General features: G+C 44.1%; 21 protein-coding genes and 1 pseudogene. 10 read left to right on the top strand and 12 right to left on the bottom strand.

All coding sequences use genetic code 11. The annotated features are described in order from the left end of the window. Positions 1–32: 32 nt before the first annotated feature. Both QUA43_RS19285 and QUA43_RS19280 read right to left on the bottom strand, forming a co-directional pair. Positions 33–2,267: an AAA family ATPase gene (locus QUA43_RS19285; RefSeq protein WP_333375917.1), complete on the bottom strand. Its 2,235-nt coding sequence runs from the start codon at positions 2,265–2,267 to the stop codon at positions 33–35. A gap of 317 nt (positions 2,268–2,584) precedes the next feature. After that, positions 2,585–2,755, bottom strand: coding sequence for a hypothetical protein (locus QUA43_RS19280; protein ID WP_333375916.1), 171 nt, complete (start codon positions 2,753–2,755; stop codon positions 2,585–2,587). A 58-nt stretch (positions 2,756–2,813) separates the two neighbouring features. Here QUA43_RS19280 and QUA43_RS19275 point away from each other — a divergent pair, with 58 nt between their 5' ends. The 3 genes from QUA43_RS19275 (at position 2,814) to QUA43_RS19265 (ending at position 7,122) form a co-directional block, all read left to right on the top strand. Further along, positions 2,814–4,466, top strand: a complete 1,653-nt coding sequence (locus QUA43_RS19275) for an FAD-dependent oxidoreductase (protein WP_333375915.1) — start codon at positions 2,814–2,816, stop codon at positions 4,464–4,466. A gap of 206 nt (positions 4,467–4,672) precedes the next feature. Then, positions 4,673–5,596 (top strand): helix-turn-helix transcriptional regulator, encoded by a 924-nt coding sequence (locus tag QUA43_RS19270; RefSeq protein ID WP_333375914.1) that lies wholly within the window; start codon positions 4,673–4,675, stop codon positions 5,594–5,596. An 80-nt stretch (positions 5,597–5,676) separates the two neighbouring features. After that, positions 5,677–7,122, top strand: a complete 1,446-nt coding sequence (locus tag QUA43_RS19265) for a CHRD domain-containing protein (protein WP_333375913.1) — start codon at positions 5,677–5,679, stop codon at positions 7,120–7,122. 144 nt (positions 7,123–7,266) lie between these two features. Here QUA43_RS19265 and QUA43_RS19260 read toward each other — a convergent pair whose 3' ends face one another. Continuing rightward, a complete protein-coding gene (locus QUA43_RS19260; RefSeq protein ID WP_015179269.1) occupies positions 7,267–7,641 on the bottom strand; it encodes a type II toxin-antitoxin system RelE family toxin in 375 nt (124 codons plus the stop codon). Then, positions 7,634–7,969 (bottom strand): hypothetical protein, encoded by a 336-nt coding sequence (locus QUA43_RS19255; protein WP_333025783.1) that lies wholly within the window; start codon positions 7,967–7,969, stop codon positions 7,634–7,636. Before QUA43_RS19255 ends, QUA43_RS19260 begins: the two co-directional genes overlap by 8 nt. Positions 7,970–8,126: 157 nt before the next feature. Here QUA43_RS19255 and QUA43_RS19250 point away from each other — a divergent pair, with 157 nt between their 5' ends. From QUA43_RS19250 to QUA43_RS19235, 4 genes are all read left to right on the top strand, one after another. Then, entirely contained in the window at positions 8,127–10,910 is a 2,784-nt protein-coding gene (locus QUA43_RS19250) for a valine--tRNA ligase (RefSeq protein ID WP_333375912.1), read from the top strand. Between the two features lie 217 nt (positions 10,911–11,127). Beyond that, the gene (locus QUA43_RS19245; RefSeq protein WP_333060152.1) at positions 11,128–11,439 is read left to right on the top strand and encodes a DUF433 domain-containing protein; all 312 of its coding nucleotides are present in this window, start codon (positions 11,128–11,130) and stop codon (positions 11,437–11,439) included. After that, on the top strand, positions 11,440–11,787 hold the full coding sequence (locus QUA43_RS19240; RefSeq protein WP_333060153.1) for a DUF5615 family PIN-like protein: 348 nt from the start codon (positions 11,440–11,442) through the stop codon (positions 11,785–11,787). A 74-nt stretch (positions 11,788–11,861) separates the two neighbouring features. Then, on the top strand, positions 11,862–12,359 hold the full coding sequence (locus QUA43_RS19235) for a hypothetical protein (protein ID WP_333375911.1): 498 nt from the start codon (positions 11,862–11,864) through the stop codon (positions 12,357–12,359). Between the two features lie 155 nt (positions 12,360–12,514). On the opposite strand, the gene crtB is transcribed toward QUA43_RS19235, so the two are convergent. Then, positions 12,515–13,444 carry a 15-cis-phytoene synthase CrtB gene (gene crtB / locus QUA43_RS19230; RefSeq protein ID WP_333375910.1) on the bottom strand — a complete coding sequence of 310 codons (930 nt, stop codon included), beginning with the start codon at positions 13,442–13,444 and terminating at the stop codon, positions 12,515–12,517. 91 nt (positions 13,445–13,535) lie between these two features. Next, a complete protein-coding gene (pds, locus tag QUA43_RS19225) occupies positions 13,536–14,909 on the bottom strand; it encodes a 15-cis-phytoene desaturase (RefSeq protein ID WP_333339735.1) in 1,374 nt (457 codons plus the stop codon). Positions 14,910–15,283: 374 nt separating this feature from the next. On the opposite strand from pds, the gene QUA43_RS19220 reads away from it, so the two are divergent. After that, positions 15,284–15,922, top strand: a complete 639-nt coding sequence (locus tag QUA43_RS19220) for a restriction endonuclease subunit R (RefSeq protein WP_333375909.1) — start codon at positions 15,284–15,286, stop codon at positions 15,920–15,922. A 79-nt stretch (positions 15,923–16,001) separates the two neighbouring features. Here QUA43_RS19220 and QUA43_RS19215 read toward each other — a convergent pair whose 3' ends face one another. The 6 genes and pseudogenes from QUA43_RS19215 to QUA43_RS19190 all read right to left on the bottom strand — a co-directional run bounded on the left by QUA43_RS19215 (position 16,002) and on the right by QUA43_RS19190 (position 20,382). Then, on the bottom strand, positions 16,002–17,264 hold the full coding sequence (locus tag QUA43_RS19215; RefSeq protein ID WP_333375908.1) for a hypothetical protein: 1,263 nt from the start codon (positions 17,262–17,264) through the stop codon (positions 16,002–16,004). Positions 17,265–17,354: 90 nt separating this feature from the next. Beyond that, positions 17,355–18,443, bottom strand: coding sequence for an SPFH domain-containing protein (locus QUA43_RS19210; RefSeq protein WP_333375907.1), 1,089 nt, complete (start codon positions 18,441–18,443; stop codon positions 17,355–17,357). Between the two features lie 33 nt (positions 18,444–18,476). Continuing rightward, positions 18,477–19,075: pseudogene (locus tag QUA43_RS19205) on the bottom strand (hypothetical protein). 75 nt (positions 19,076–19,150) lie between these two features. Next, on the bottom strand, positions 19,151–19,561 hold the full coding sequence (vapC, locus tag QUA43_RS19200) for a type II toxin-antitoxin system tRNA(fMet)-specific endonuclease VapC (protein ID WP_333375906.1): 411 nt from the start codon (positions 19,559–19,561) through the stop codon (positions 19,151–19,153). Further along, complete coding sequence (locus QUA43_RS19195) at positions 19,558–19,812, bottom strand: hypothetical protein (protein WP_333375905.1); 255 nt, start codon at positions 19,810–19,812, stop codon at positions 19,558–19,560. Before QUA43_RS19195 ends, vapC begins: the two co-directional genes overlap by 4 nt. Before the next feature lie 429 nt (positions 19,813–20,241). Beyond that, entirely contained in the window at positions 20,242–20,382 is a 141-nt protein-coding gene (locus tag QUA43_RS19190; protein ID WP_333375904.1) for a hypothetical protein, read from the bottom strand. Between the two features lie 55 nt (positions 20,383–20,437). On the opposite strand from QUA43_RS19190, the gene dnaK reads away from it, so the two are divergent. Both dnaK and QUA43_RS19180 read left to right on the top strand, forming a co-directional pair. Continuing rightward, on the top strand, positions 20,438–22,570 hold the full coding sequence (gene dnaK, locus QUA43_RS19185) for a molecular chaperone DnaK (protein WP_333375903.1): 2,133 nt from the start codon (positions 20,438–20,440) through the stop codon (positions 22,568–22,570). 182 nt (positions 22,571–22,752) lie between these two features. Continuing rightward, a complete protein-coding gene (locus QUA43_RS19180) occupies positions 22,753–23,103 on the top strand; it encodes a four helix bundle protein (protein ID WP_333375902.1) in 351 nt (116 codons plus the stop codon). Positions 23,104–23,215: the final 112 nt, after the last annotated feature.

Raw genomic sequence — 23,215 nt, 5'->3', positions numbered from 1 at the left:
GTGTTTGTGGTAATAATGGTAGCGTTAGATTATCAATTGCTGAATTTATCTTTTATTTTATCCCAGAGAAACTCATCCATTTTTTCCAGGTTATCAAAGAAGTATTCTTCGAGGTATGGCTCTATTTCCATTTGCCAAATATCTTGGATATCTTCAGCTAAGGTTTTTGTCAAAAAGAAGGAGATGCCTAGTTCATAGTGTTTGTTGTTAATTGCCAAATTTACTTTTTTGAGAATCCCAATTAATTTATCAACTGGGAAACCTGTTTTCTCTCTCTGGTGATACTCTCGCAGCACTTCATAGTTTGGATAGACGGGGAGGAATGCGAAGCGGCGGCGGAGTGCATTATCAACTAAGGCAATAGAACGGTCTGCTGTGTTCATTGTGCCGATAATGCGGACATTTGTAGGAATCTTAAAGGGTGTACCGCTGGCTAGTATAATAGAGCGTTTTGTGTCTTGTCGGTCATCTAGAAGATACATTAACTCGCCAAAGACTTGAGAGAGATTGGCGCGATTAATTTCATCAATAATGAGAACGCAATGGTCTTTATAGGCTTTGGCTTTTTCGCAGAATTCTAGGAATTTACCGGGAACTATTGAGTAGGTTAATTGTTCGTTTTGAGTTGTTGGGCGGAGGCCTTCTATAAAGTCTTCGTATGTGTAGGTGGGATGAAATTGGATAATGTCTGAGAAACCATTACCGCCGCCGTCACCGATTAAATGTTTGGCTAGTTTTTCGGCTATAAAGGTTTTTCCGGTTCCGGGTGGGCCTTGGATGATGGTTTGACCTTTGCGGTGGATGGCGCGTATATAGCGGTTTAGTTCTGTTTCGTCAAAGCCAGTTTCTTCGGCACACTTGGATAGAGTATATTTGGGATTTAGCTTAGATTCATTGACTAAGGAATACAATTGGTCATTAATAGCTGTCTTTTTATCATCTAAAGTTGCCAGCAAAATCAGATCTATGTGATTGAGAAAAAATTGTGATATTTGATGGCTTAACTGACTGGTAGATAGATTAATTAATTCATTTTTTGTAATGAAAACCTCATTGTTTGACACATCTAGCATATCATACTTATTTTTGCTTTTAATAATTTTTTCCAGTTCATCAGCTTTGGTTTGCAAAACATTAAGAAAAATTGAATGATAGATTTGTTGGGAATAGCCAAAGGTAATATAATTACGATTGAGGCGGATATAGCAAAGTTTAAAAGGGCTAAATTCCTTCTCTAATTCACCTTCATTCCATTTTGCATCTCCCGGCAGGGCAGAAAGCTGTGATGGTAGTTTAGCCGACACTAAATAGCAAAGCCTATTAAATGGTTCTTCTACATATTCAACTAATTTAGCGTAATTTGTATAAAGTGGAGAAAGCGATAATTTACGTTTATCTTCCCACAGTCCGATCAATTTAAAAGTATACAGTGAGAACAGGTATTTAGGAGATAGGGTATCATATTTCAGATTTCTAAATCTATTTGTTTGAAAATCCAGGTCGCCCTGATTAATCATAGGTTTTATCTCTTCTTCTAGATCGATAATTTCACATTGAAAGTAATGAGCTAATTTGAGAGCAGCTTGTCTAACCTCATCACCTTCTATTTCTTCCCATCTTTCAGTAATCCTATCTATTTCTATTAGCTCATTTATAGCTTCAGTCTCAGCCCGGTCAAATGTGTCATCTTCCTCACATAAATCGTAGTCGGGCTGAATACTTTGAAGACTTTTTTGGATAGATTCAGATAACTTTAATCTACTGCCAAAATTTTGTATGAGGATTCCTACTACATCTCGACGCATATTGTTCATTAAGTCGAGAATTTCTCTGTCCAAATCATACTCATATTTTTTATCGGCAGGATTTTTATTTCCATAATTTTCATCTATTATTTCTTTTAAATTACAAATATTGATTTCCAACAAATCCGCAACATCCAAAAAATTTTCATAACCAACCATGCCTAAGCCGCTATACTCAGCGTATAAAGAAAAAAGAACTATACAGTAAAGTGATGCCTGAAAGTATTCAATTTGAGTGCGATAATTAATAACAATTCCTGATTTTACCAATGCTTTCCACGCATTCTCCAGCCATTCTAAAACTTTAAACTTTGCCCGTTCTTCGGTATATTCATCAATTAATCCCCATTTATATTCAGGAATAAATCCATAAAATACTTCAGGGAAATCCAGAAAATCATCTATCATAGATTCCATGATATCTTTTATCTCAGACCAGGTAATAATATAGGTGTTATTCATATTTACTGTTAGAAAAACTAAATAAAATTAATGTATTCAAAACTACTTCTTTCATCAATGTCCTCTTTTTATTTAACACGCTCGAATTTCAGCCTCTACAAGCACCTATAATTTTAAAGTTAAAAACGTCAAAAAGCAATTTTTAAAACTATCTATCTGTGCTAACCCTTAATTATTGTCTTGTTCTTCCTTTCAATAATATTGACAGGACTTACGCACTAGGGGTCAAAAACCCGGTTTCTGCGTCAATATCTCTGGGATCAATCCACGATTTTTCGGAGAAACGAGTTTTTTTGCCTTAGTCCTAATTGATTAACTTATTGTAGCCGATCGCCCTTCCCGACACCAGATATCTGAGATGCGATCGCACCCACCATCCTTACCCACATCAAATGCCCTGCCAAACCAGTAACACTGGCAAAACCGCTAACAACAGTTCCCGGAAAATTTAAACTTGTGTCGAAACTATCTAAACGTGCTATATTCAACTCCGTAAACCCTGAATTACGCTTTCAGGTAATGCAAATTTATAAACGAGTCAACTGAATGCTCTCTACTTTTAAGAAACTAGCTTCAATTGCAATCATCTTTGCCGCCCTAAAACTTTTACTTAATTATCCGCCTTTCAGAGAAATCGAAAATTATATCGCAAATAGAGACCCTGCAAGTGCTACCTTAGACAATGGAACTCTGCAGCAAAAACCCAGCAGCCCGCCTCCGGTAGTTCCCAAAAAATCACCGGAGCAAACATTCGATGTAGTAGTATATGGTGATGAAGTACCGGGGATATGTGCCGCGATATGGGCGAAGAAAACTTTAGGCGCAAAGGGCAAAGTTGCGATCGTGCGATCGAACTACGGAAGAGATCCTTTGGGCGGCTTACTCACCCGCGGCGGTTTAGCTTACATCGATTTAGATAAAATCCCCGGTTGGTATCGCCAACCCTACGCCCAATGTTTTAAGGAATTCTTAGATAAAGCGAATGCGCCCGAATCTTGCTTAGACCCAAAAAAGGCAGATCGAGCTCTCAGGGAAATGCTTTCAGCAGCAAAAGTCAAAGTTATTTCCAACTCAACTCTTACTCCCCACGTCGTAGATCAAAAAATCGAATATGCCGAAGTAAAAGGCAGCAATCTAATAATTAAAGCCAATTCTTTTATTGACGTAACTCAAGATGCCGAATTAGCCAGAAAAGCCGGATTATCTTATTATACAGGATATGAATCTCAAAATATAAAATCAAAAAATGAAACTTTAGCGGTCTCTATAGTTCCGAGAATTACAGGTATAACGATGTCCGAATTCCGCAGCATAGAAGATGAAATTTTATACAATCGGTCTTTGGTAAAAAAGATTAAAGAAAGCATTACAAAATCTAAAGATCCGGCTAGTACAAAATTCTGGATGAGGAATTTTTGGAGTACGATTTATCAGCCATATACAGACGGCTACGACATCAGAAGCGTAGCCATAGGTGCAGCGTATCACATAGATAGAAATCTGCCCTTTAGTCAAAATAAAGGATTCTTTTTTGATAAAGGCAATGTCTGCGTTTATAACAAAAATGTGCTGTCCTGGAACGGGTTTCTGTTTAAATACCAAGTTGACCAAATCATGAAGATGGAAGCTAACGGCAGAAAACCCACTCCTGAGATGATTAAAGAAATGTCACATCTCCAACACTGGTTACAAAAGAAGTCCGGTAAAGATGTGAGAGTATTTCTTCCAGACGAGATTTATATCAGGCAAACTTTGAACGTTCGCGATGTGGTAGATCCGCTGACGGGGAAGGAGATTATCAAAGGGGGAACTGCACCCGAAAAGTCGATCGGCAGTTTTTCCTACGATTTCGATATGCGGGGCGGAGTCAAGAATTTATCTGCGAGAATTCCGCCGCTGCCAGTGTATAATTTCGGCATAGAAAGCGCTTTGGCTAGCAAAGTCAAGAATTTAGCAATTGTCGGGCGATCGTCCGGTTATGTCGGTATGGCCGTATCCGTCGGGCGAATAGCGACGGTGAATATTTATCAAGGACAAGGTGTGGGCGTGGCCGCTGGTTTGGCTAGCAAGTTCGGCGTGCCGCTGAATTCGATTACTTCGGCTGAAACGAAACAAACTCTGGAGACTTTAACGGGGAAAACGACGTATTTGTCAGGGAGGGATACAAGTTATGGAATGGATTATAAGGAGGTTAAATAAATATAGCAGTTGACAGTTGAGAGTTGACAGTTGACAGTTACCTGGTACGGGAATCAAACCGTTTGTGAAGTGACGGGTAATGACTTTCTTCATGAGGTTATTTATGTCCTAACCGATGTGACGGTTGCTATAAGAGGATTTTACCGCAGAGGGCGCAGAGAGGAGAGGAATGAGAGAGTTTTTTAGGAAAGGAGGAGGATTTTCTTATGCCTTGGGATTTGAATATTGAAATTAACGATCCAGAGATATATATTAAGCAACTACCGACTATTACTAAACACATCTCTCATTCAAAAGATTACAAAATTCAATGGCGACTGGCAAAGTTAAAGAACTTCGAGCTCCTGAATGTTGTTTGGGAAGCTGGGAGTACATATACCGCCGGATATACTTTTCCTGGAAAGATAGTTTTCACATTTTTTGACGGCGATCATTTATTCAAAGTTGGGTCTAATGAATTCCTCGTGAACGATCGACATTTGGGGATAAGTCAGCCGGGAGGCGAACTCATCCGTATTCAGCACTCAGCCAAATACAGCGCAATATCAATTTATATAGATGAAGCTCGATTTTTAACTGAACTGAGCAAGTATCTTGACAAGCCGATCGATCGTCCTAAGTTGATGCCAGTTGTCGATCGTACTACTGTTTATGGTCGATCGCTATATCAAATGGTCATGACGCTGTGGAATTTAATTGACACTAACGGACATCCACTGGTCATTGAAAATCTAGAAATCGCTATTTTCTCAACCTTAGTCCAAGGTTCCTCTTACGGTAATTTAGATCCCTCGACGAGCAAAGTATCCGAAATTTCGATCGCCCGCGTGCGGGAGGCGGCTGAATACATCCGGGCGAATATGAAAAAAGAGCTCACGATTGCCCAAATTGCGATCGCCATGAACTGTAGCAGTCGTTCTTTGCAAATTGCCTTTGCTCGTCATTACGGTGTTTCTCCCAGTCAATTCTTGCGAACTGCTAGACTTGAAGCGGCTCGTATGGAGTTGATGGAGAGCAACAAAACGATTACGGAAATTGCTTTTGAATATGGTTTTTACAATCCTGGTCGCTTTACAAAATACTTCCAGCAGCATTTTTGTAAAAAGCCTTCGGACATTTTGCGAAACTAATCTTTCGCAATTTGGCTAGCGCAACTAGGAAGCAGCAAGTTATAAATTTTACTAGGTAATAAATTAACTTGTATCGAACTATGAACTTATCAGCAATCGACACGGGAATACCTTTTGACATCGGTCTAGCCACTGAAAGCAGCGATGTATTTTTCTTCAACCAACTGCCCGCTAACCAGATTAGTACACTTTCTAAGTCTCCCGGAAAGGACGTGATTATACTCCTAGGAGGTGACGACTGGGTAACTAATAACGAAGAGAGTCGTACTTATTACGGCATGACGGGAAATGATACGATTATCGGATTGGGAGGTAACGATCTCTTCTTGGGTAATGCTGGCAATGATTTACTCTGCGGAAATCAAGGCGAAGATACGCTTTCGGGTGGTCAAAACGAGGATTCGCTCCTGGGTGGTAAAAGTAATGATATCCTGAATGGTGACTTCGGTAACGACGTTTTATTAGGAGAATTAGGCGATGATGTGCTGGCGGGCGATGCTGGCAATGATACATTAACTGGAGGAAATGGCAGCGATATTTTTGTCATAGCTAGAGGAGAAGGATCCGATTTCATTACCGACTTTCAAAACGGCGTTGACTTTATTCAACTTTCTTCATCTCTCAGTTTTGACAATCTTGCCATTACGACAACAAATTCAGGTCAAGTATTAGTTACCGATAAGATTGCCAATCAATCGCTATTGTTAATTAATGGTATTGCCGCCCAAGATTTAACTGCCGCAGATTTTATTACAGGCACTTCTGTAGGTACTCCAGATCCTTTCGGAGAGCGATCTGCTACTAAGTATGAAGCATTTCTCAGCCCTCAACAAGAACCTGGGGAAGCGATCGACTCCGACGCTCAAGGATATGGTAAGATTACTTTTCCTAAAAATCTAAGTTCCGCCAAAGTTGATGTTCAAATGTCTGGTGTCGCTCCTTCAGAGATTACCGGATTTCATATTCACTGTGGCCCTCCTGGTGTACTTGGGCCTATTGTGCTCGATTTTGGGCAATTTGGAACCTTTGACAAGACAATTGTAGATGGTAAATTTTCTGCTGTGGTCACGAATGAAAATATTACTTTAATCGATTCTCCGCCAGATTTACCGGAAGGTGTGCCTCGTATTCCCGATGAAGGTTTGACTCTTTTGAATGGTCAACCTATTGGACAAACTTCTGCAAATACTGCCCGCCAATCTTCTCATTTAGGTGAGGATCACAGCCAAGATCAACATTCGTCTCAATTAAACCAAATTATTGGCAACATTCCTAACAATACTTCTGGTATCTCTCAAATTCCAGATTTGAGTTCACCTCCGTCGGTGGAAGATATTCAAGTTCCTGACAATATTCCTCGCTTACCTGAAGGTTGTCCCGTGGAACTCGGCCTTCCCGGTCAAGTAAATACTGTTGCTGGAATAGAAGCCGTAGCGCGACGGGGTGCACTTTACTTCAACCTTCACACGGAGGAACACTCATTCTATGGCGAAATGCGAGGTCAAATTTATCCAGCGGAGGGGTAAGATACTGAGGTAGAATTAAAGCGATCGCACTTTAGTAAATAAAGTGCGATCGCTCTTTTTTTGGTCGATATAGTCAAATACCTGAAACTTCTTTTTTATGTAATATCGAAACCTCATATTCGACGGCGTAAGATTCCCCAACTCTTAGATATCCTCTCGATCTTCGCTCTGCTGCTGCTCGTATTCTGTAATAATGTTCTGAATATCCTCTGCTGCAATATCGACTTGTTCGGATTTGGTGTAAAGGGTCAGCAAAATGATTCCCGTTGCTGTTTGGACGTAGTAAATTAAACGGTATCCACCACTTTTACCTTTTTGAGTGTCGCTATTTCGGACTCTCAACTTGAAGACTGCATAACCCACTCCAGCAATTCGATCTCCTGGCAGTTCTCCCCGTGTGAGTTGTTCGATAATGGGTTGAATATCATTGCGAATGCTGCGGTATTTTTTTGCAAGAGTGCGTAAATTGCGATTGAAGGTTGGTGAAACTATAACTTGAATTAACGGCAAGTCAGTCATTTTCAATTCCTTCCCACATTTGAGCAACCGAAATGGTTTGCCCAGTCATGGCTTCGTGCCAAGCTTGCCGAAAATCTTGTAGAAGCGCTGCTTTAGATTGGCCCTCTCCGTCAATTTCTGAGGGTTCTGGAATACTAAAAGAATTAGCAGGAGGCATCTCTTGGATTTCTGCTGAGAAAACCTCTGGCAGATTATTTTGCGAAATGATAACCCCCTGACGTTGCTTTTGGCTTAGAAACTCTATAAAACTCGCAACTAATGCCAGATGTTCTGGAGAGAGTCGATCGAGCCATCGATCGATTTGATGTCGAAGTGCTGCTACATTCATAATGCCATCAAACCTTTTAATTTTACCTTGATTTTAACGTAAACCCGCCCCGCCTTGAATATCCCTCTTCCCTCTGCCTCTGACGCGGATGCGGTTCAAAACTCTTCTCCCCCCTTCTATGGCACAATCATAAATAAGATCAAACTCTCAAGCCGCCATGACCGCAAACCTACCCCCCCAATACGACCCCCAAGCCACCGAAGCCAAATGGCAAAAATACTGGGAAGACAACCAAACCTTCAAAGCTGACCCCGAAAAAGGCGGCGAACCTTACTGCGTAGTTATCCCGCCGCCCAACGTGACCGGCAGCCTCCACATGGGACACGCTTTTGAAGAGACGCTGATTGATGTCCTCGTCCGCTATCACCGCATGACTGGACGCAATACCCTGTGGTTGCCGGGAACGGATCATGCTAGCATCGCAGTTCAAACTATTCTCGAAAAGCAACTCAAAGCAGAAGGCAAAACTCGCCACGATTTAGGCCGAGAAAAATTCTTGGAACGGGCCTGGGAATGGAAAGCGGAATCTGGCAATACTATTACTAATCAATTACGCAGTTTGGGCGTGTCTGTCGATTGGTCGCGTGAACGCTTTACGATGGATGAAGGCTTATCCGCTGCGGTTTTAGAAGCGTTTGTCCGCCTGTACGATGAGGGGCTGATTTATCGCGGCAATTACTTGGTGAATTGGTGTCCGGCGAGTCAGTCTGCTGTGTCGGATTTGGAGGTGGATCAGCAGGAAGTTGAGGGCCATTTGTGGCATTTCCGCTATCCTTTGACGGACGGTTCTGGTTATTTGGAGGTGGCGACGACTCGGCCGGAAACGATGTTGGGCGATACTGGGGTGGCGGTGAATCCACAGGACGATCGCTACAAACATCTTATCGGTAAAACTGTGACTTTGCCGATCGTCAATCGCGAAATCCCAATCATTGCTGATGAGTTTGTCGATCCGACTTTCGGAACTGGTTGCGTCAAGGTGACACCCGCCCACGATCCGAATGACTTCGAGATGGGTAAGCGTCACAATTTGCCGTTTATTAACATTATGAATAAGGACGGCACTTTAAATGAAAATGCCGGAGAGTTCCAGGGACAAGACCGATTTGTTGCCAGAAAGAATGTGGTGCAGCGGTTAGAAAATGACGGGGTTTTGGTTAAAATAGAAGATTATAAGCATACAGTTCCTTACAGCGAACGTGGCAAAGTGGCGGTCGAACCTTTGATATCTACGCAATGGTTTGTCAAAATCGATCCTCTTTCTCAACGGGCTTTAGAAGCATTAGATCAAAGTAACTCACCAGTCTTTGTTCCTGACAGATGGACAAAGGTTTATCGCGATTGGCTGGTGAAGCTGAAGGATTGGTGTATCTCCAGGCAATTGTGGTGGGGACACCAAATCCCGGCTTGGTATGCTGTTAGCGAAACTCAAGGAGAGATTACTGATACAACACCTTTTATAGTTGCGAAAACTGAAGCTGAAGCTAGGGAAAAAGCTACGGCTAAATTTGGTAAGGACGTGCAGCTAACAAGAGATCCAGACGTATTGGATACTTGGTTTTCGTCTGGGTTGTGGCCTTTCTCAACTTTGGGATGGCCGGATGAAACTAAAGATTTGGAGTTTTACTATCCGACAACTACTTTGGTAACAGGTTTTGATATCATCTTTTTCTGGGTTGCTAGAATGACGATGATGGCCGGACATTTTACTGAAAAGATGCCTTTTGATACTGTTTACATTCACGGTTTGGTGTTGGATGAAAACGGTCAGAAAATGTCTAAGAGTAAAAACAACGGTATCGACCCGCTGCTGTTGATTGGCAAGTACGGTACTGATGCTTTGCGCTACACCTTGGTTAAGGAAGTGGTTGGGGCGGGTCAAAATATTCGCATGGAGTACGATCGCAAAACTGATGAATCGAAATCAGTGGAAGCTTCCCGGAATTTCACGAATAAGTTGTGGAATGCGGCCAGGTTTGTGATGATGAATTTGGAGGGACAGACTCCGCAACAGTTGGGAATTCCTCACCCCCCCCAACCCCCCCTTAGTAAGGGGGGGAGAGAAGAAGATTTCCTTGTTGAGGGGGAGAGACAAGAAGGGTTGGAATTGTGCGATCGCTGGATTCTTTCTCGGTACAATCAAGTTGTGCAACAAAGCCGCAATTGTTTGGAAACTTACGGTTTGGGGGAAGCGGCGAAGGGACTTTATGAGTTTATTTGGGGCGATTTCTGTGACTGGTATATTGAGTTAGTCAAGTCTCGCTTGCAACAGGATGCTGAACCAAATTCTAAAAAAGTGGCACAGCAAACTTTTGCTTTTGTGTTGGAAGGGATTCTGAAACTGCTGCATCCTTTTATGCCACACATTACTGAGGAAATTTGGCACACTCTGACTCAAACAGGTGACGATCAATGTTTGGCTTTGCAAGTTTATCCTGAAGCAAACGCATCACTCATTGATGCTGATTTGGAACAGCAGTTTGAGTTGTTGTTCGGTACAATTCGCACTATTCGCAATTTGCGGGCTGATTCTGATATCAAACCCAGTGTGAAGGTGACGGCGATTTTGCAAAGCGAAAGCGAGAAAGAACGCCAAATCATCTCAGATGGAGGCGTTTACATTCAGGATTTGGCAAAAGTCGAAAATCTGACCGTAACTGCTAGTTTGGATACAGATTTGGGACAGACAATTGCTGGGGTTGTGGGTACTGTGCAAGTATTGATTCCTCTGGCTGGGGTGGTGGATTTGGCGGCTTTGCGTGCTAAGTTAGAGAAGAAGTTGAGCAAAGTGGAAGCTGAAATTAAGCATACTGCGGCGCGCTTGACTAATCAGAAGTTTGTGGATAAGGCTACTCCTGATGTGGTTCAGGGCGCGAGGGATGCTTTGGCGGAAGCCGAAAAACAGGCGGAGATTTTGCGCGATCGGCTAAAGTTGTTTTAAGAGTTGACAGTTGACAGTTGACTGTTAACTGTTGACTGTTAACTGTTGACTGTTTTTAGTCAATTTGTAGGCGGCGTGAGGGCGAAGAATCTGGGAATCCCAAGGAAAATATTGACTCTCACGCACCGCAGGCGCGATCGGCTATAATCAAATAAGATTTTACAAGGTCTTTCGTTTTTAACTTAACTATTTAGAGATTTTAGTTTGGGATCTCACTATGCTATCAATAATTTATCCTCATATCGAGAAAGTAGCGGGTCAACCCGCACGGTTGCAGCGGATACCCCGCGTGCGGGTTGTTCAGATTGTGATGGATTATTTAGCTTACGGTTGGTCAGTCGAAGAAATGTGCCGCCAGCATCCTTATTTGATGCCGTCGGAGGCTCATGCAGCAATGGCTTATTACTTCGACTTTCAATCTGAAATTGAGCAGGAGATTCGCGCGGAATGGGAGCAGGTACAACAGGAAAAATCTTTGCTTTTACCTTCACCATTTTTCGTGAGAATGCGAGCTAAGGGATTATTGTAAGTGGCAATTTTTCTGTACATGGACGTTCATATTCCCCAAGCAATTACCGAGCAGTTGCGCCGTCGTGGTGTAGATGTTTTGACTGCGATCGAAGATGGTGCGACAGAATTGCCGGATGATGAACTTTTGGAACGTGCCACTCAACTAGGGAGAGTATTGTTTACTCAAGATATCCGTTTTAGGGCAATGGCTCAAGATTGGCAGCGTCAGGAAAGACAGTTTGCTGGTTTGATATTTGGACATCAGCTAGGCGGTACGATCGGACAATTTGTTAAGGATTTGGAACTCATTACTTTAGCCTCGGAATCTGATGAATGGATGAATGCTGTTGAGTATATTCCTTTTTAGGACGATCGCACTTCCGTGTGAGAAAAATAGTAAAAATTAGGCCAAACAAAAATTACCAATCACTAATTACCCTCATGTTATATTTAGCCCAAGTACAAAATCAGGAAAATTTAGGCGAGATAAGTCTGCAATTGCTGGCTTGCCAAAATTCTGAGCATACTTGGGCTATTCTTAGTGAAGAAACTTTCTTTACATTACCGCAAGATTTTGCTCAAAATCCAATTTACTCTGCAACTAATGTTTTAAATGAAGGGATGCTAGTATTAGCAGATATTGGCGAAAATAACCAGGTTGTCAATATTCAATCCGCCACAAACTGGGTACTACAATTAGTTGAGAAATATTTAACAACAGGCTTTACTCCCGATTTTTTGCAGCAAGAAGCCCAGAAAGCAGAAGATTGGAGGCAATCTCTCACTTTGCAGAGTCAAGAATTGTCTCGCCGCTTGATTGAAGTTGAAGCCCGCCGAGAACAAATTCAAAACTTAGAAGCAAAACTCCAGCAGGAAAAGCAATTGTTGGAAAGTTCGATCGCCCAATTGCAAATTCCGCCCGCTACTCCACTAATTTGACTTAGAATTTGACTTAAGTTAACATAGCAAAGTTAGGGACACGGCACTAGCGCGTCCCCACTAACCTAATATGCAATTTGCTGGACATCATAATAATTTGTAACTTGACAAATACCCCTTACCCGTTGCCGAATCGCCAGCTAAATTGCCCGCGGCTAAAGCACTTTTGACTTCATCCAAGCGGCGGGGAGACACAGCAGTTTCTGAGAATTGCGAACATAAGCCCGCTTCTGAAACACATCGTATTGATTGCGTTCGATCGCATTTAAGATTCTGCTGTACAGCATAGTAGCCGCCCAAACAGTCCAGCGGATATCGGGACTGAGCACTTTTATTCCCGGTTCGGCGCTGGCGTATAATTTGCGAGCTCGCTGAATTTGAAACCGCATCAATTCCCGCCAGCGGTTGTCAATGACACCGTTGAATAAATCTTCTTCGGTGTAGTTAAACAGCGCTAAGTCTTCTAAGGGAAGGTAAATGCGGCCGCGGCGGGCGTCTTCTCCGACATCGCGCAGAATATTAGTCAACTGCTTGGCAATACCGAGAGAGATGGCTTCTTCTTTGGGAATTTTATTACCCCAGTGCCAATTCCAGTTAGCAGCGGGATTCGACTCGTCCACACCCATGACAGACATCGACATCAGCCCGACAGTACCCGCTACTCGATAACAGTAAAGATTGAGCTCTTCAAAAGTTTCGTAGCGGCTGCGGTACAAGTCCATTTGCTGGCCCGCAATCATTTCTCGAAACGGCCCAATGTCGATCGGGAAACGAGACAGCGTATCCACCAAAGCTACGTCGTAGTCATCGTGAGGATGGCCGGCAAACACAGATTCTAGGCGTTTTTCCCACAGATTGAGGGTTTCAGGGGTCGTTGCATCAGAACCCGGCCCGTCTACGAGTTCGTCGGTGCGGCGGCACCAGACGTAAATCGCCCAAATCGCCCGACGCTTGGCTTCGGGCATGAGTTGAGTGCCTAAATAAAAATTTTTGGCATAACTCGCCGTGACTTGGCGGCACAGTTCGTAGGATTCATCCAAAGAGGCCAGAGTTCTCATGCACTGGAGTTTTGACAGTTGCAGCATCCGAGAATAAGAAATTTAAAGATTAGAATTGACACTCCCCCGTTTAGAAAACGGGAGATTTTTTACGTCTTTATGAAAAATTCTTAATTTTTCATTGGTTATTGGCCGTTGAAATAGCCTGCGCTGTCAGCTTACCAGAAAGCACGGCACCTTCCATACTCGCAAGATAACGCTGCATTGTATAATCCCCCGTTAGATAGAAATTGCTAATGGGAGTTGTTTGTGTGGGACGGCACTGCTGGCGTCCGGGAGTGGCTTTGTAGACGGAACGTGGGGTTTTGACTACGTGATATTTGAGCAGTTTGGCTGGTTCTGGGATTTGATCGGGAAAGAGTTTTTCTAACTCGACCATTGTGGCTGCGACGATATCTTCGTCAGATTTGCCTATCCAGTCTTTGGCCGGTGCTAAAACCAGTTCCAGCATTGATTTGTCTGGGTTGGCATATTCGCGGCAGGTGTTGCTCATGTCGGCGTAAACGCTCAGCAGGGGCGATCGCGAGAACAGCAAGTGATCGATATCAGTTAATTTGCGATCGAACCACAAGTGTACATTAATGACGGGTACTCCCTCCAAGCCTTCGAGCTGTTTGAAATAATCCATTTCGCCCCAAGGTTTCGGCATCATCAGCTTCAGCGGGTCAACCGGCATCGCGGAAACGTAAATATCGGCCGTCAGAATTTCTGATTCTGCCCCTTTTACTCCCCGAATCTGGAACCCGCGCACCGTGTTGTCATCGTTGAGCAAAAACTCCCCGATGGGTGCATTCAGCCGTACTTCACCACCGCGCTCAGTTATGTAGTCTACCATCGGCTGACACAACCTTTCTGTGGGGGAACCGTCTAAAAAGGCCATTTTCGAGCCGTTTTTCTCTTGCAGGAAGCGGTTGAGGGCTGTCAGCAGTATGGTTGCGGATATTTCGTGGGGGTCGATGAAATTGAGCGCCTTGGACATGGCGATGAATACTTCTTTTTCGACTCTGGGGGGGACGTTTTGCTTTTTGAGCCAGTCGGAAAACGAGTATTTGTCCATTTCTTCGACGTATTTTTGGCCCTGAAGCATCGCCGGAATCAAACCTATACCGAAGCGGATTTTTTCGGGCCAGGTGAGCATATCGTTGTTGCTCAAGATGGCTGCGACGCCGTTGAAGGGGGCGGGAAGGTCGGGAAAGTCAAAGCGGGAATAGGTTCCGGGGGTTTCCGGCTGATTGAAAATCATCGAGTGTTCTTTCCATTGCAGCCTGTCTTCAATGTCAAGTTCTTTGAAGAGTTGGAGCATATTCGGGTATGCACCGAAAAAGATGTGGAGGCCGGTTTCATACCAGTCGCCATCTGCATCTTTCCAGGCGGCTACTTTGCCGCCGAGTACGTCCCGACTTTCTAGAAGGATGGGGGTGTGGCCCGCGTCGGTAAGATATTTAGCGCAGGAAAGTCCTGCTAAGCCTGCTCCGGCGATCGCAACTCGCATTTGATACTACTTGGCCTCTGTGTTCGCTTCGGTTTAATTATACTTTACAACTCGTTACATTTTTTTGGGAAATGGGGAAGGTGGATGCGGCGAGCCATCTCTCAGTCCCACAGTCCGCCAGGGAATGAATTCCCTGTCTCATAGCGCAAGTCCTCTGAAAGAGGACTGAAGAATACATTAGTCCTCTTTCAGAGGACTTTTGCTTTGAGGCAGGGGTTTAAACCCCTGCCGGACTAAGGGAACTGCGGGCAATATCGTTATTCAGCATTCAGCGATGTCCTGTTTTAAAAGACGCAATACTTCAGTATTAACGGAAATTTAGCAATAATTGCTATCATAAATTAATAGCGAATTTTGATTAATTGCTTAAATTGATGATACAAACAATTCAAGCTATAAATGTCGCACTGAACGATTTGGAAACTAACTTCAAAATTGAGTTAGTCGAAGATGACCAATTCTTTCGCGAGTGGCAAGATGATTTGCCAGAAATCAGTGATTATGAAAAACAACGATTAGACAGAGTGAAAGCAAGTTACAGGAATTTGCTCAAACATCCGCCCCTGCTCGAAAATACAGTCAAAATGGTGGTGCTGTCTCCGTTTTTGGATTTAGCTGATTTCTATCTTGCTCCTTTTCATGTTACTTCAGAAAAGTCTGTAGAAATTATTGACGAAGATGAGGGAGTGATTGTGAGGGGACAGTTGGATGTTTTGGCGTTGTTTAAGGAGTTTTGGGTAATAGTTATCGAGTCCAAGCAAGCGGCGTTTTCTTTGGAAGTAGGGATTCCGCAGTTGCTGGCTTATATGTTAGCTAATGTGACGGGCGATCGACCTACTTACGGATTGTTAATGAATGGCTCTAGTTTTATGTTTGTCAAGTTAGTTAAGCGGGAAACACCGCAGTACGCTTTTTCTCGCTGGTTTTCTATGTTCAATCCGGGGAATGATTTGTACAGCGTGCTGAGTATTTTGAAGCGCCTCGGTCAGTTGAATGTTGGCAATACAGTTTAGAAAGCGATCGCACTCTTCTGTGAGGGCGATCGCTCAGAGATGCGGTTGTACTTCGTTTCAATAAAAAATGAAGAATGAACTAATTAGCAGACGGAACAGGCGCTGGCGGTAATTTTTGGCTCGGTACAGGTGCGGTAGAGGGAATAGGAACTGGCGGTAATTTTTGGCTCGGTACAGGTAGGGAAGTTGGTTGAGGTTGGGGTTGAGGCAGACCGGGAACACGGATATATCTCCAATTACCAGTAAACAATAGGTACATAACACCCGCAAGCACGACACCACTAACCACAGCAGCAGTAATCTTCCAAACACTGTAGGGACGTTCGCCTTGAACTTCAGCGGTGCGTGCATTAACCATTACTTGATATCGCTGGTTTTGATAGCGATAGGCACACAACCAAATAGGTAGCAAAATATGCTTAAAAGTGATAGCATTGTAATCAGTAGAAATGCTGTGAACCCGCTGCTCGTCGCCGCCAATATTCCTGCAAACATCGAAGTGAATAGTACCGGCCATGACATTTTTAGCAGATTCAAATCCTTGAGTGAGAGAAACTTGCGATCGCTGCGCTTCAAACCCAGCTAAATAAGATGAATTGTAAGGGCGCAGCGACTCCTTGAGATGCCAAGGTTCTAACGCATCGAGACGCGGGCGATCGACTAAAGTTGTAGCGGGAATCAGAATATCGTCAAAAGGGCGATCGACTCTGCCAGAAGCAGGCCACCACCTGGTATGTTGCACTTGGCGAGTCTTAGTTTCTGTTTCGCCCTGCGCGTTTGTTTCTGTATAAGTTTCAGTCACGTAGTAGTGTTCTCCGCGAGAACCTTGATAGTAACTAACCGTATAAGTGTCGTAAGTCCAAAACGGCAAATAAACCCCTTGAATTTTCTCCTGTTGCGCTAGGGATTTCAAAGCAGAGGGAGCAAACCAGCGATTGCTTAGCCACTTCTGAATGCTTTCTCTGGCCTGTTTATCAGTAACTTCAAAAGGAACAATTCCCTCTGGCTGAACGCTAGGGCTAGCCTTTGCAGGTTGCGTCACAATTGGAGAAGCACAAAATGGGCATTTACCCGCTACTTTCGGCGGTTCAAAAGTAACACTTGCTCCGCAATCATTGCATTTTACTTCAAGGGCTGTTGTTGATAAAGCTGTCAGCGTCGTTTCGTCGAATTGTAGATATTGTTCGTAAGAATTTTCCTTTACCTCTTCAGCAGTTTGGGGAATTGCATCTTCCCAGCCGCAGTAAGCACACTTGAGCTTTCCTGCTTGGGGGTTGAACTCTAAATAAGCCCCGCAGCTAGGACAGGGAAAACGTTTAACAGCAGGTTCAGAAGTATTCATAATAGTTTATTGGTGATGTAATTGGTAATCGGTAATCGGGAAAGCAGATTAATTACCAATTACCAATTAACTAAATATGCAAACAAAAATTTAGGCTGCTGCTGGCGGGGGAGGCGGCGGTACTGTCGCCAACAAAGATGCTAATTCCGGCACTTGCGATGCTAACTTCCAGCCGTCAAAACCTGCACGCCAAACCATTACCTGATGTGTCAAACCATTTTGCAGAAGTTGATCCAATCCAAAAGGGCCTGATTGTTGACCGTTGTGGGCAATATACCACTGATTTTGTGTTGGCGGGGGAGGTGGTGGCGGAGTTTGCGATGCTGGTGGCTGCATCATATTTGTCATTTGCTGACCTAGTGCCATTCCCATGCCCAATTCTAATGCTTGATTGCCGCCGCTGGGGTTATTTGCTGATGCTTCTATGGCGTTAGCAGCTTGATATTGGGTATATTGCTGCATATTTCCCAGAAGTCCGATCGAGGCTCGTTTGTCGAGTGCTTCTTCAACTTCTGGAGGCATCGAGATATTTTCAATTAATAGCTGAGTTAATTCTAACCCGAACTGCTGGATACTTGGCTCTATGGCAACTCGTACTTGTTCGCCCATCTGCGTGTAGTTGGCTGCAAAGTCCAGCAGGGGAACGCGGGAATTGCCAACCCAATTGGCAAAGGCACTGACTATTGTATTGCGTAGCTGTTCGCTGATTTCATCTACTTGAAATAGTCCGTCAGTGCTGATTAGTTGTTTTAAGAGTTGTTCGGGATGAGAAACTTTAATGTTGTAAGTTCCAAAAGCCCGCATTCGCACTGGGCCGAGTTCTGGATCGCGGATAATTACAGGGTTAGAGGTTCCCCATCTCAGGTTGGTAAATATTTTGGTGTTAAAAAAGTAGACTTCTGCTTTAAAGGGAGAGTTGAAACCGTAGGGCCAACCTTTTAAGGTGCTGAGAACGGGTAAGTTGCGGGTGTACAGTTCGTGCATTCCCGGATCGAAGACATCGGCAACTTGGCCTTCGCTGACAAAGACTGCTATTTGTCCGGGTCGTACAGTTAGTTTAGCACCTTGTTTAATTTCGTTTTGGTGGCGCTCAAATCGATAGGCAATGGTGTCGCTGGTATTGTCCAACCATTCGATGATATCGACAAATTCGCCGCGAATCTTGTCAAAGAGTCCCATAGATTTATTTTGGGTTGTTGTTTGATTTTAGCTTCAATAGGAGCGATCGATGTTCCCGATCGCCATTGTAAAGTTTTTACGTGCGATCGCTGGGGATGGGGGCGATCGCAATTGCGGTTCAATTCCAGCCGATCGCAATCGCTCTAATTGGTCTTCTGCTTGTTGAGCTCTTTCTTGTTCGCGATCGGCTCTTTCTGCTCCCGATAACAACAGATTCCCTTCACTATCCCACCAGCGCAGCCAAGGTAACTCAACATTTTGATACCTTCCTTGCCAAATTCCCAATGCCACCCCTAACGGTTCAATGGGATAATGACCGCGCTCATTTGCAGCAACTAATTGATACCTATTTTCGATATAGTTGGCGGGACATTAGGCACATAAAACCAGTCCGGTGCTTCCGCACCCCGTTCTAGCGGCTCAGTTAATCGCCAATAAATACCGCTGTCTTGACCGATACAATAGTTACCATCTGGATGAATGCTTTGGAAGACGGGAGTAATTGAATCGGTTAGCAAAATGCTTTGGGGATGTTCTTGAAAATTTTCAACAAAAGTACCGTCGGATTCTGGTAGCTGAGTGTGGTCTGGCCAGCCTGTAGGGTTGTTTTCTACATCTAGGGTAAATTTCATAGTTTTATTTTGATTGCAGGCATTTTTGGCAGCGAGCTTTTGATTTTGATTGTAGGCGAACTCGATACATCTAACTCAGACCTTTATCTCCCAATCCTCCAGACGCAAACCCTCAACGCGACTGAACTCGCGGGTATTGTGAGTTACAAGAATGAGGTTGTTGGCAATAGCAATAGAGGCAATCAAAAGGTCATTAGGGCCAATTGGTGTTCCAGATGCAGCTAATTGAGTGCGAATTTGACCGTAAATTAGGGCAGACTGGTCATCAAAAGGCAAACTTACAAACTCATTGAAAAAACGTTCTAGTCTAGCTAGATTGCTATCTTGACGAGAACTTTTAAAAGCACCCCAGTAAAGTTCTGCTTTAACTACAGAGCATATTGCTACATCACCTGACCGAATCATTGCTAGTCGGCGAGATACCGATGAGTTGCGGTCTGGATTTAACAAACGGATGCAAGTATTAGTGTCCAAAAGATAAATCACAGCAATTCTTCCCGGATTTCATATTCCAACTGATCGGGACGGACAAGCGGTTCTCCTTCCCAACTTCCTATTACCGTTTCAAAAAAACCGGGCGACCAGCCTAAATCTTCCGGTGTTTTAGCTTCAGTTGCCGGTGTTATGCGCTGGAAAACTACAATAACTTCTAAATCTGTATCTTTTATCCCAACCGGGACTTGCAAATGCAACATCCCGTCTGATCCGACGTGCGATCGCACTTTAATACTTTGCATAACTCTGGCCTCCTTAAGTTTGTACTGAAATTTAATCTTGTTCAGTCCTGCACGCATCTATGCCAAAGAAACCTGGTTTTTTACCGAATCTGTGGGTGAGTGCGAAAGATTTTCGTAAAAAAACCCGGTTTCTGACACCCGTGCGTAATTCCTACTTATAATAACCTCAATCTTCATCCCACTTATCTTTAACTGCTTTGCCTTTTAGATTGAGAAACTCAACTGAGTGCAATACTTCTAATCGGGTCATTCAGGCTACCTCTATGTTAATGATAGGATAACTTTTGCTGTCCATTCTAACTGATATCTTGCACCATTCTCAAGTAGCCCTTTATGAACAGGCAAGATGCCTGTTCCACAAAAATTCAATGTTCTTGTGGAACAGGCATCTTGCCTGTTCTTGAGAATGGTGCAAGATATGAGTTCTAATCAATTTGCTCCTCGGTTGCTGCGCCAAACCGTATCGAAAAAAGGTCGATCGCACCCAGCCAATCCCAGCAACCTGAACCGCAGGTGAGGCAATCCCCCTGCAGCCCCCGCTTCTCGACGCGGTACAATAAATGCAATCATACTTAACGCTTATATTGAAAAGGCTACACACAACGCCACAGGAGACAACTGACGCATGGGTAAAGTAGTTGGCATTGACCTCGGAACAACAAACTCAGTAGTAGCCGTCATGGAAGGCGGCAAACCGGTTGTGATTGCCAATGCAGAAGGGATGCGGACAACTCCCTCGGTAGTCGCTTTCACAAAAGAAGGAGAACGCCTTGTGGGACAGATGGCCCGACGCCAGACTGTTCTCAACCCGCAAAACACCTTTTACGCCGTCAAGCGGTACATCGGACGCAAATATACCGAACTGACTCCAGAATCAAAGCGCGTCCCTTACACAACTCGCCGCGACGACAACGGGAACATCAAAGTCAAGTGTCCGCGCCTGAAAAAAGATTTTGCCCCAGAGGAAATTTCGGCGATGGTGTTGCGGAAACTGGCCGATGAAGCTAGCCGCTATCTGGGACAAGAGGTGACGGGGGCTGTAATTACTGTTCCCGCTTATTTCAACGACTCGCAGCGACAGGCGACGCGGGATGCGGGACGAATTGCGGGACTTGAAGTCAAGCGGATTTTAAATGAGCCGACAGCGGCTTCTTTGGCTTACGGTTTGGAGAGGCGAGAAAGTCAAACTATTTTAGTGTTTGATTTGGGCGGCGGTACTTTTGATGTGTCGATTTTAGACGTGGGAGACGGAGTATTTGAAGTCAAAGCAACTAGCGGCGATACTCAATTGGGCGGCAATGATTTTGACTCCAAAATTGTTGATTGGTTAGCAGAACAATTCTTAGAAAAAGAAGGAATTGATTTGCGACGCAACCGCCAAGCTTTGCAGCGATTGATCGAAGCGGCAGAAAAAGCCAAGATTGAGCTATCGGGAGTCGGTGTCACTGAGATTAATTTGCCGTTTATCGATGCGAATGAAGATGGGCCTTTGCATTTGGAAACGCGGCTGACTCGCGGTCAATTTGAGGGGCTGTGCACAGATTTGGTGCAGCGGCTGCGGCGGCCGGTGAAACAAGCTTTGGCTGATGCAAGTTTGAGTCCTTCTCGCATTGATGAAGTTGTGCTAGTCGGCGGTTCGACTCGCATTCCTTTGGTGCAGGAAGTTGTTCGCAGTTTGATCGATCGAGAACCGAATCAAAATGTGAATCCCGATGAAGTTGTGGCGGTGGGTGCGGCAATTCAAGCGGGGATTTTGGGTGGCGATGTCCGCGATGTGCTGCTGTTGGATGTGACGCCGCTGTCGCTGGGTTTGGAAACGATCGGCGGGGTGATGAAAAAACTGATTCCTCGCAATACTACTATTCCCGTCAGGCGATCGGACATTTTTTCTACTGCTGAAAACAACCAAACTGTGGTAGAAATTCACGTGATCCAAGGGGAACGGGAATTAGGCAGAGATAATAAGTCTTTGGGACGGTTTAAACTAACTGGAATTCCGCCGGCGCCGCGAGGGATTCCGCAGGTGCAAGTAGCTTTTGATATTGATGCTAACGGGATGCTGTTGGTGACTGCTTTGGACAAAACTACCGGCAGGGAACAAAGCATTACTGTGCAAGGTGCTTCGACGCTGACTCAGCAGGAAGTGAATCAAATGATTCGCGATGCGGAACAGTTTGCTCAAGCTGATAAGTTGCAGCGGGAAAGGGTAGAAAAACGCAATCGCGCTGAAGCTTTAGCTTATCAAGCTGAGCGGCAGTTGCGGGAAGTTGCGCTCGATCGCGGAATGCAGTTTGCTCAAAGAAGTCGCCAGCGAATTGAAACTTTAATTCGGGAATTGCGAGACAGTTTGGAACGCAATGATGAGCGGGGAGTTGACCAAGTTGGTTCGGATTTGCAAGATGCTCTTTACGATTTGAGCCGGGAAGTTTCAGCTTTTGCTGATGATGACGATGATGATGATTTCTTTGAGTCTGTGAAGCGGACTTTTACGGGCGACGGTACCAAGCGGCGCAGCGATGACAGCAGCTATTATACCAATGCTAAACCGTACAGGCGATCGACTGTCGATCCAATTCCCGATCGTCCCTACGATCGTATGAACGATCGAATGGGCGATCGTATGGGCGATCGTATGGGCGATCGAATGGGTGATCGAATGGGCGATCGAATGGGCGATCGTAGAAGCAGTGCTAATCGCCCCACTCGCCCTTATCAAAATCAAAGCGACGATTGGGATGATGACGACGATTGGTTGTAATTGAAGGAAGAAGGAAGAAGGAAGAAGGAAGAAGGAAGAAAAAAAATAGCGGATTTTCAGCAGAGAATTTGTGACGGATCTTTTCCTAATTCTTCTCAGATTCTTTCTTTCTTCTCTCCTACACTAGACTTCTTTGAATTAGATAAAGATTACTATGATAAGTAAGGAGAAAATTATGTTGTATGACCCATAGAGAACAATACATCTGGCAGCGGGGTATTTATCTTTGTCAACTTTGCTACGAATTAACTAAATCTTTTCATTCCTCTGAAATTTATGGTATTACCAGTCAAATTCGCCGTGCATCTGTATCAGTACCAGCTAACATTGCGGAGGGATATGGGCGTGTTACTAGACAAGAGTATATTCGATATTTGCGAATAGCTCTCGGTTCGCTCAGAGAACTGGATACTCATCTAGTGATTTCTGAAAAAGTAGGGTTAGCAGCACCAGAAAAAATCTCACCAGTTATCAAAGAAGCAGATGAACTCACACGATTAATTGTCAGTACAATCAACAAACTACAAGGATAAAACCTCATCCTTCATCCCTCTTCCCTCATCCTTCTTCCTTCTTCCCTCATCCTTCTTCCCTCATCCTTCTTCCTTCTTCCTTCTTCCCTCATCCTTCTTCCTTCTTCCTTCT

It is taken from the genome of Microcoleus sp. N9_B4, from assembly GCF_036701635.1.
In the GTDB taxonomy this organism is placed as follows: domain Bacteria; phylum Cyanobacteriota; class Cyanobacteriia; order Cyanobacteriales; family Microcoleaceae; genus Microcoleus.
This window is presented reverse-complemented; position numbering and strand designations above follow the sequence as displayed.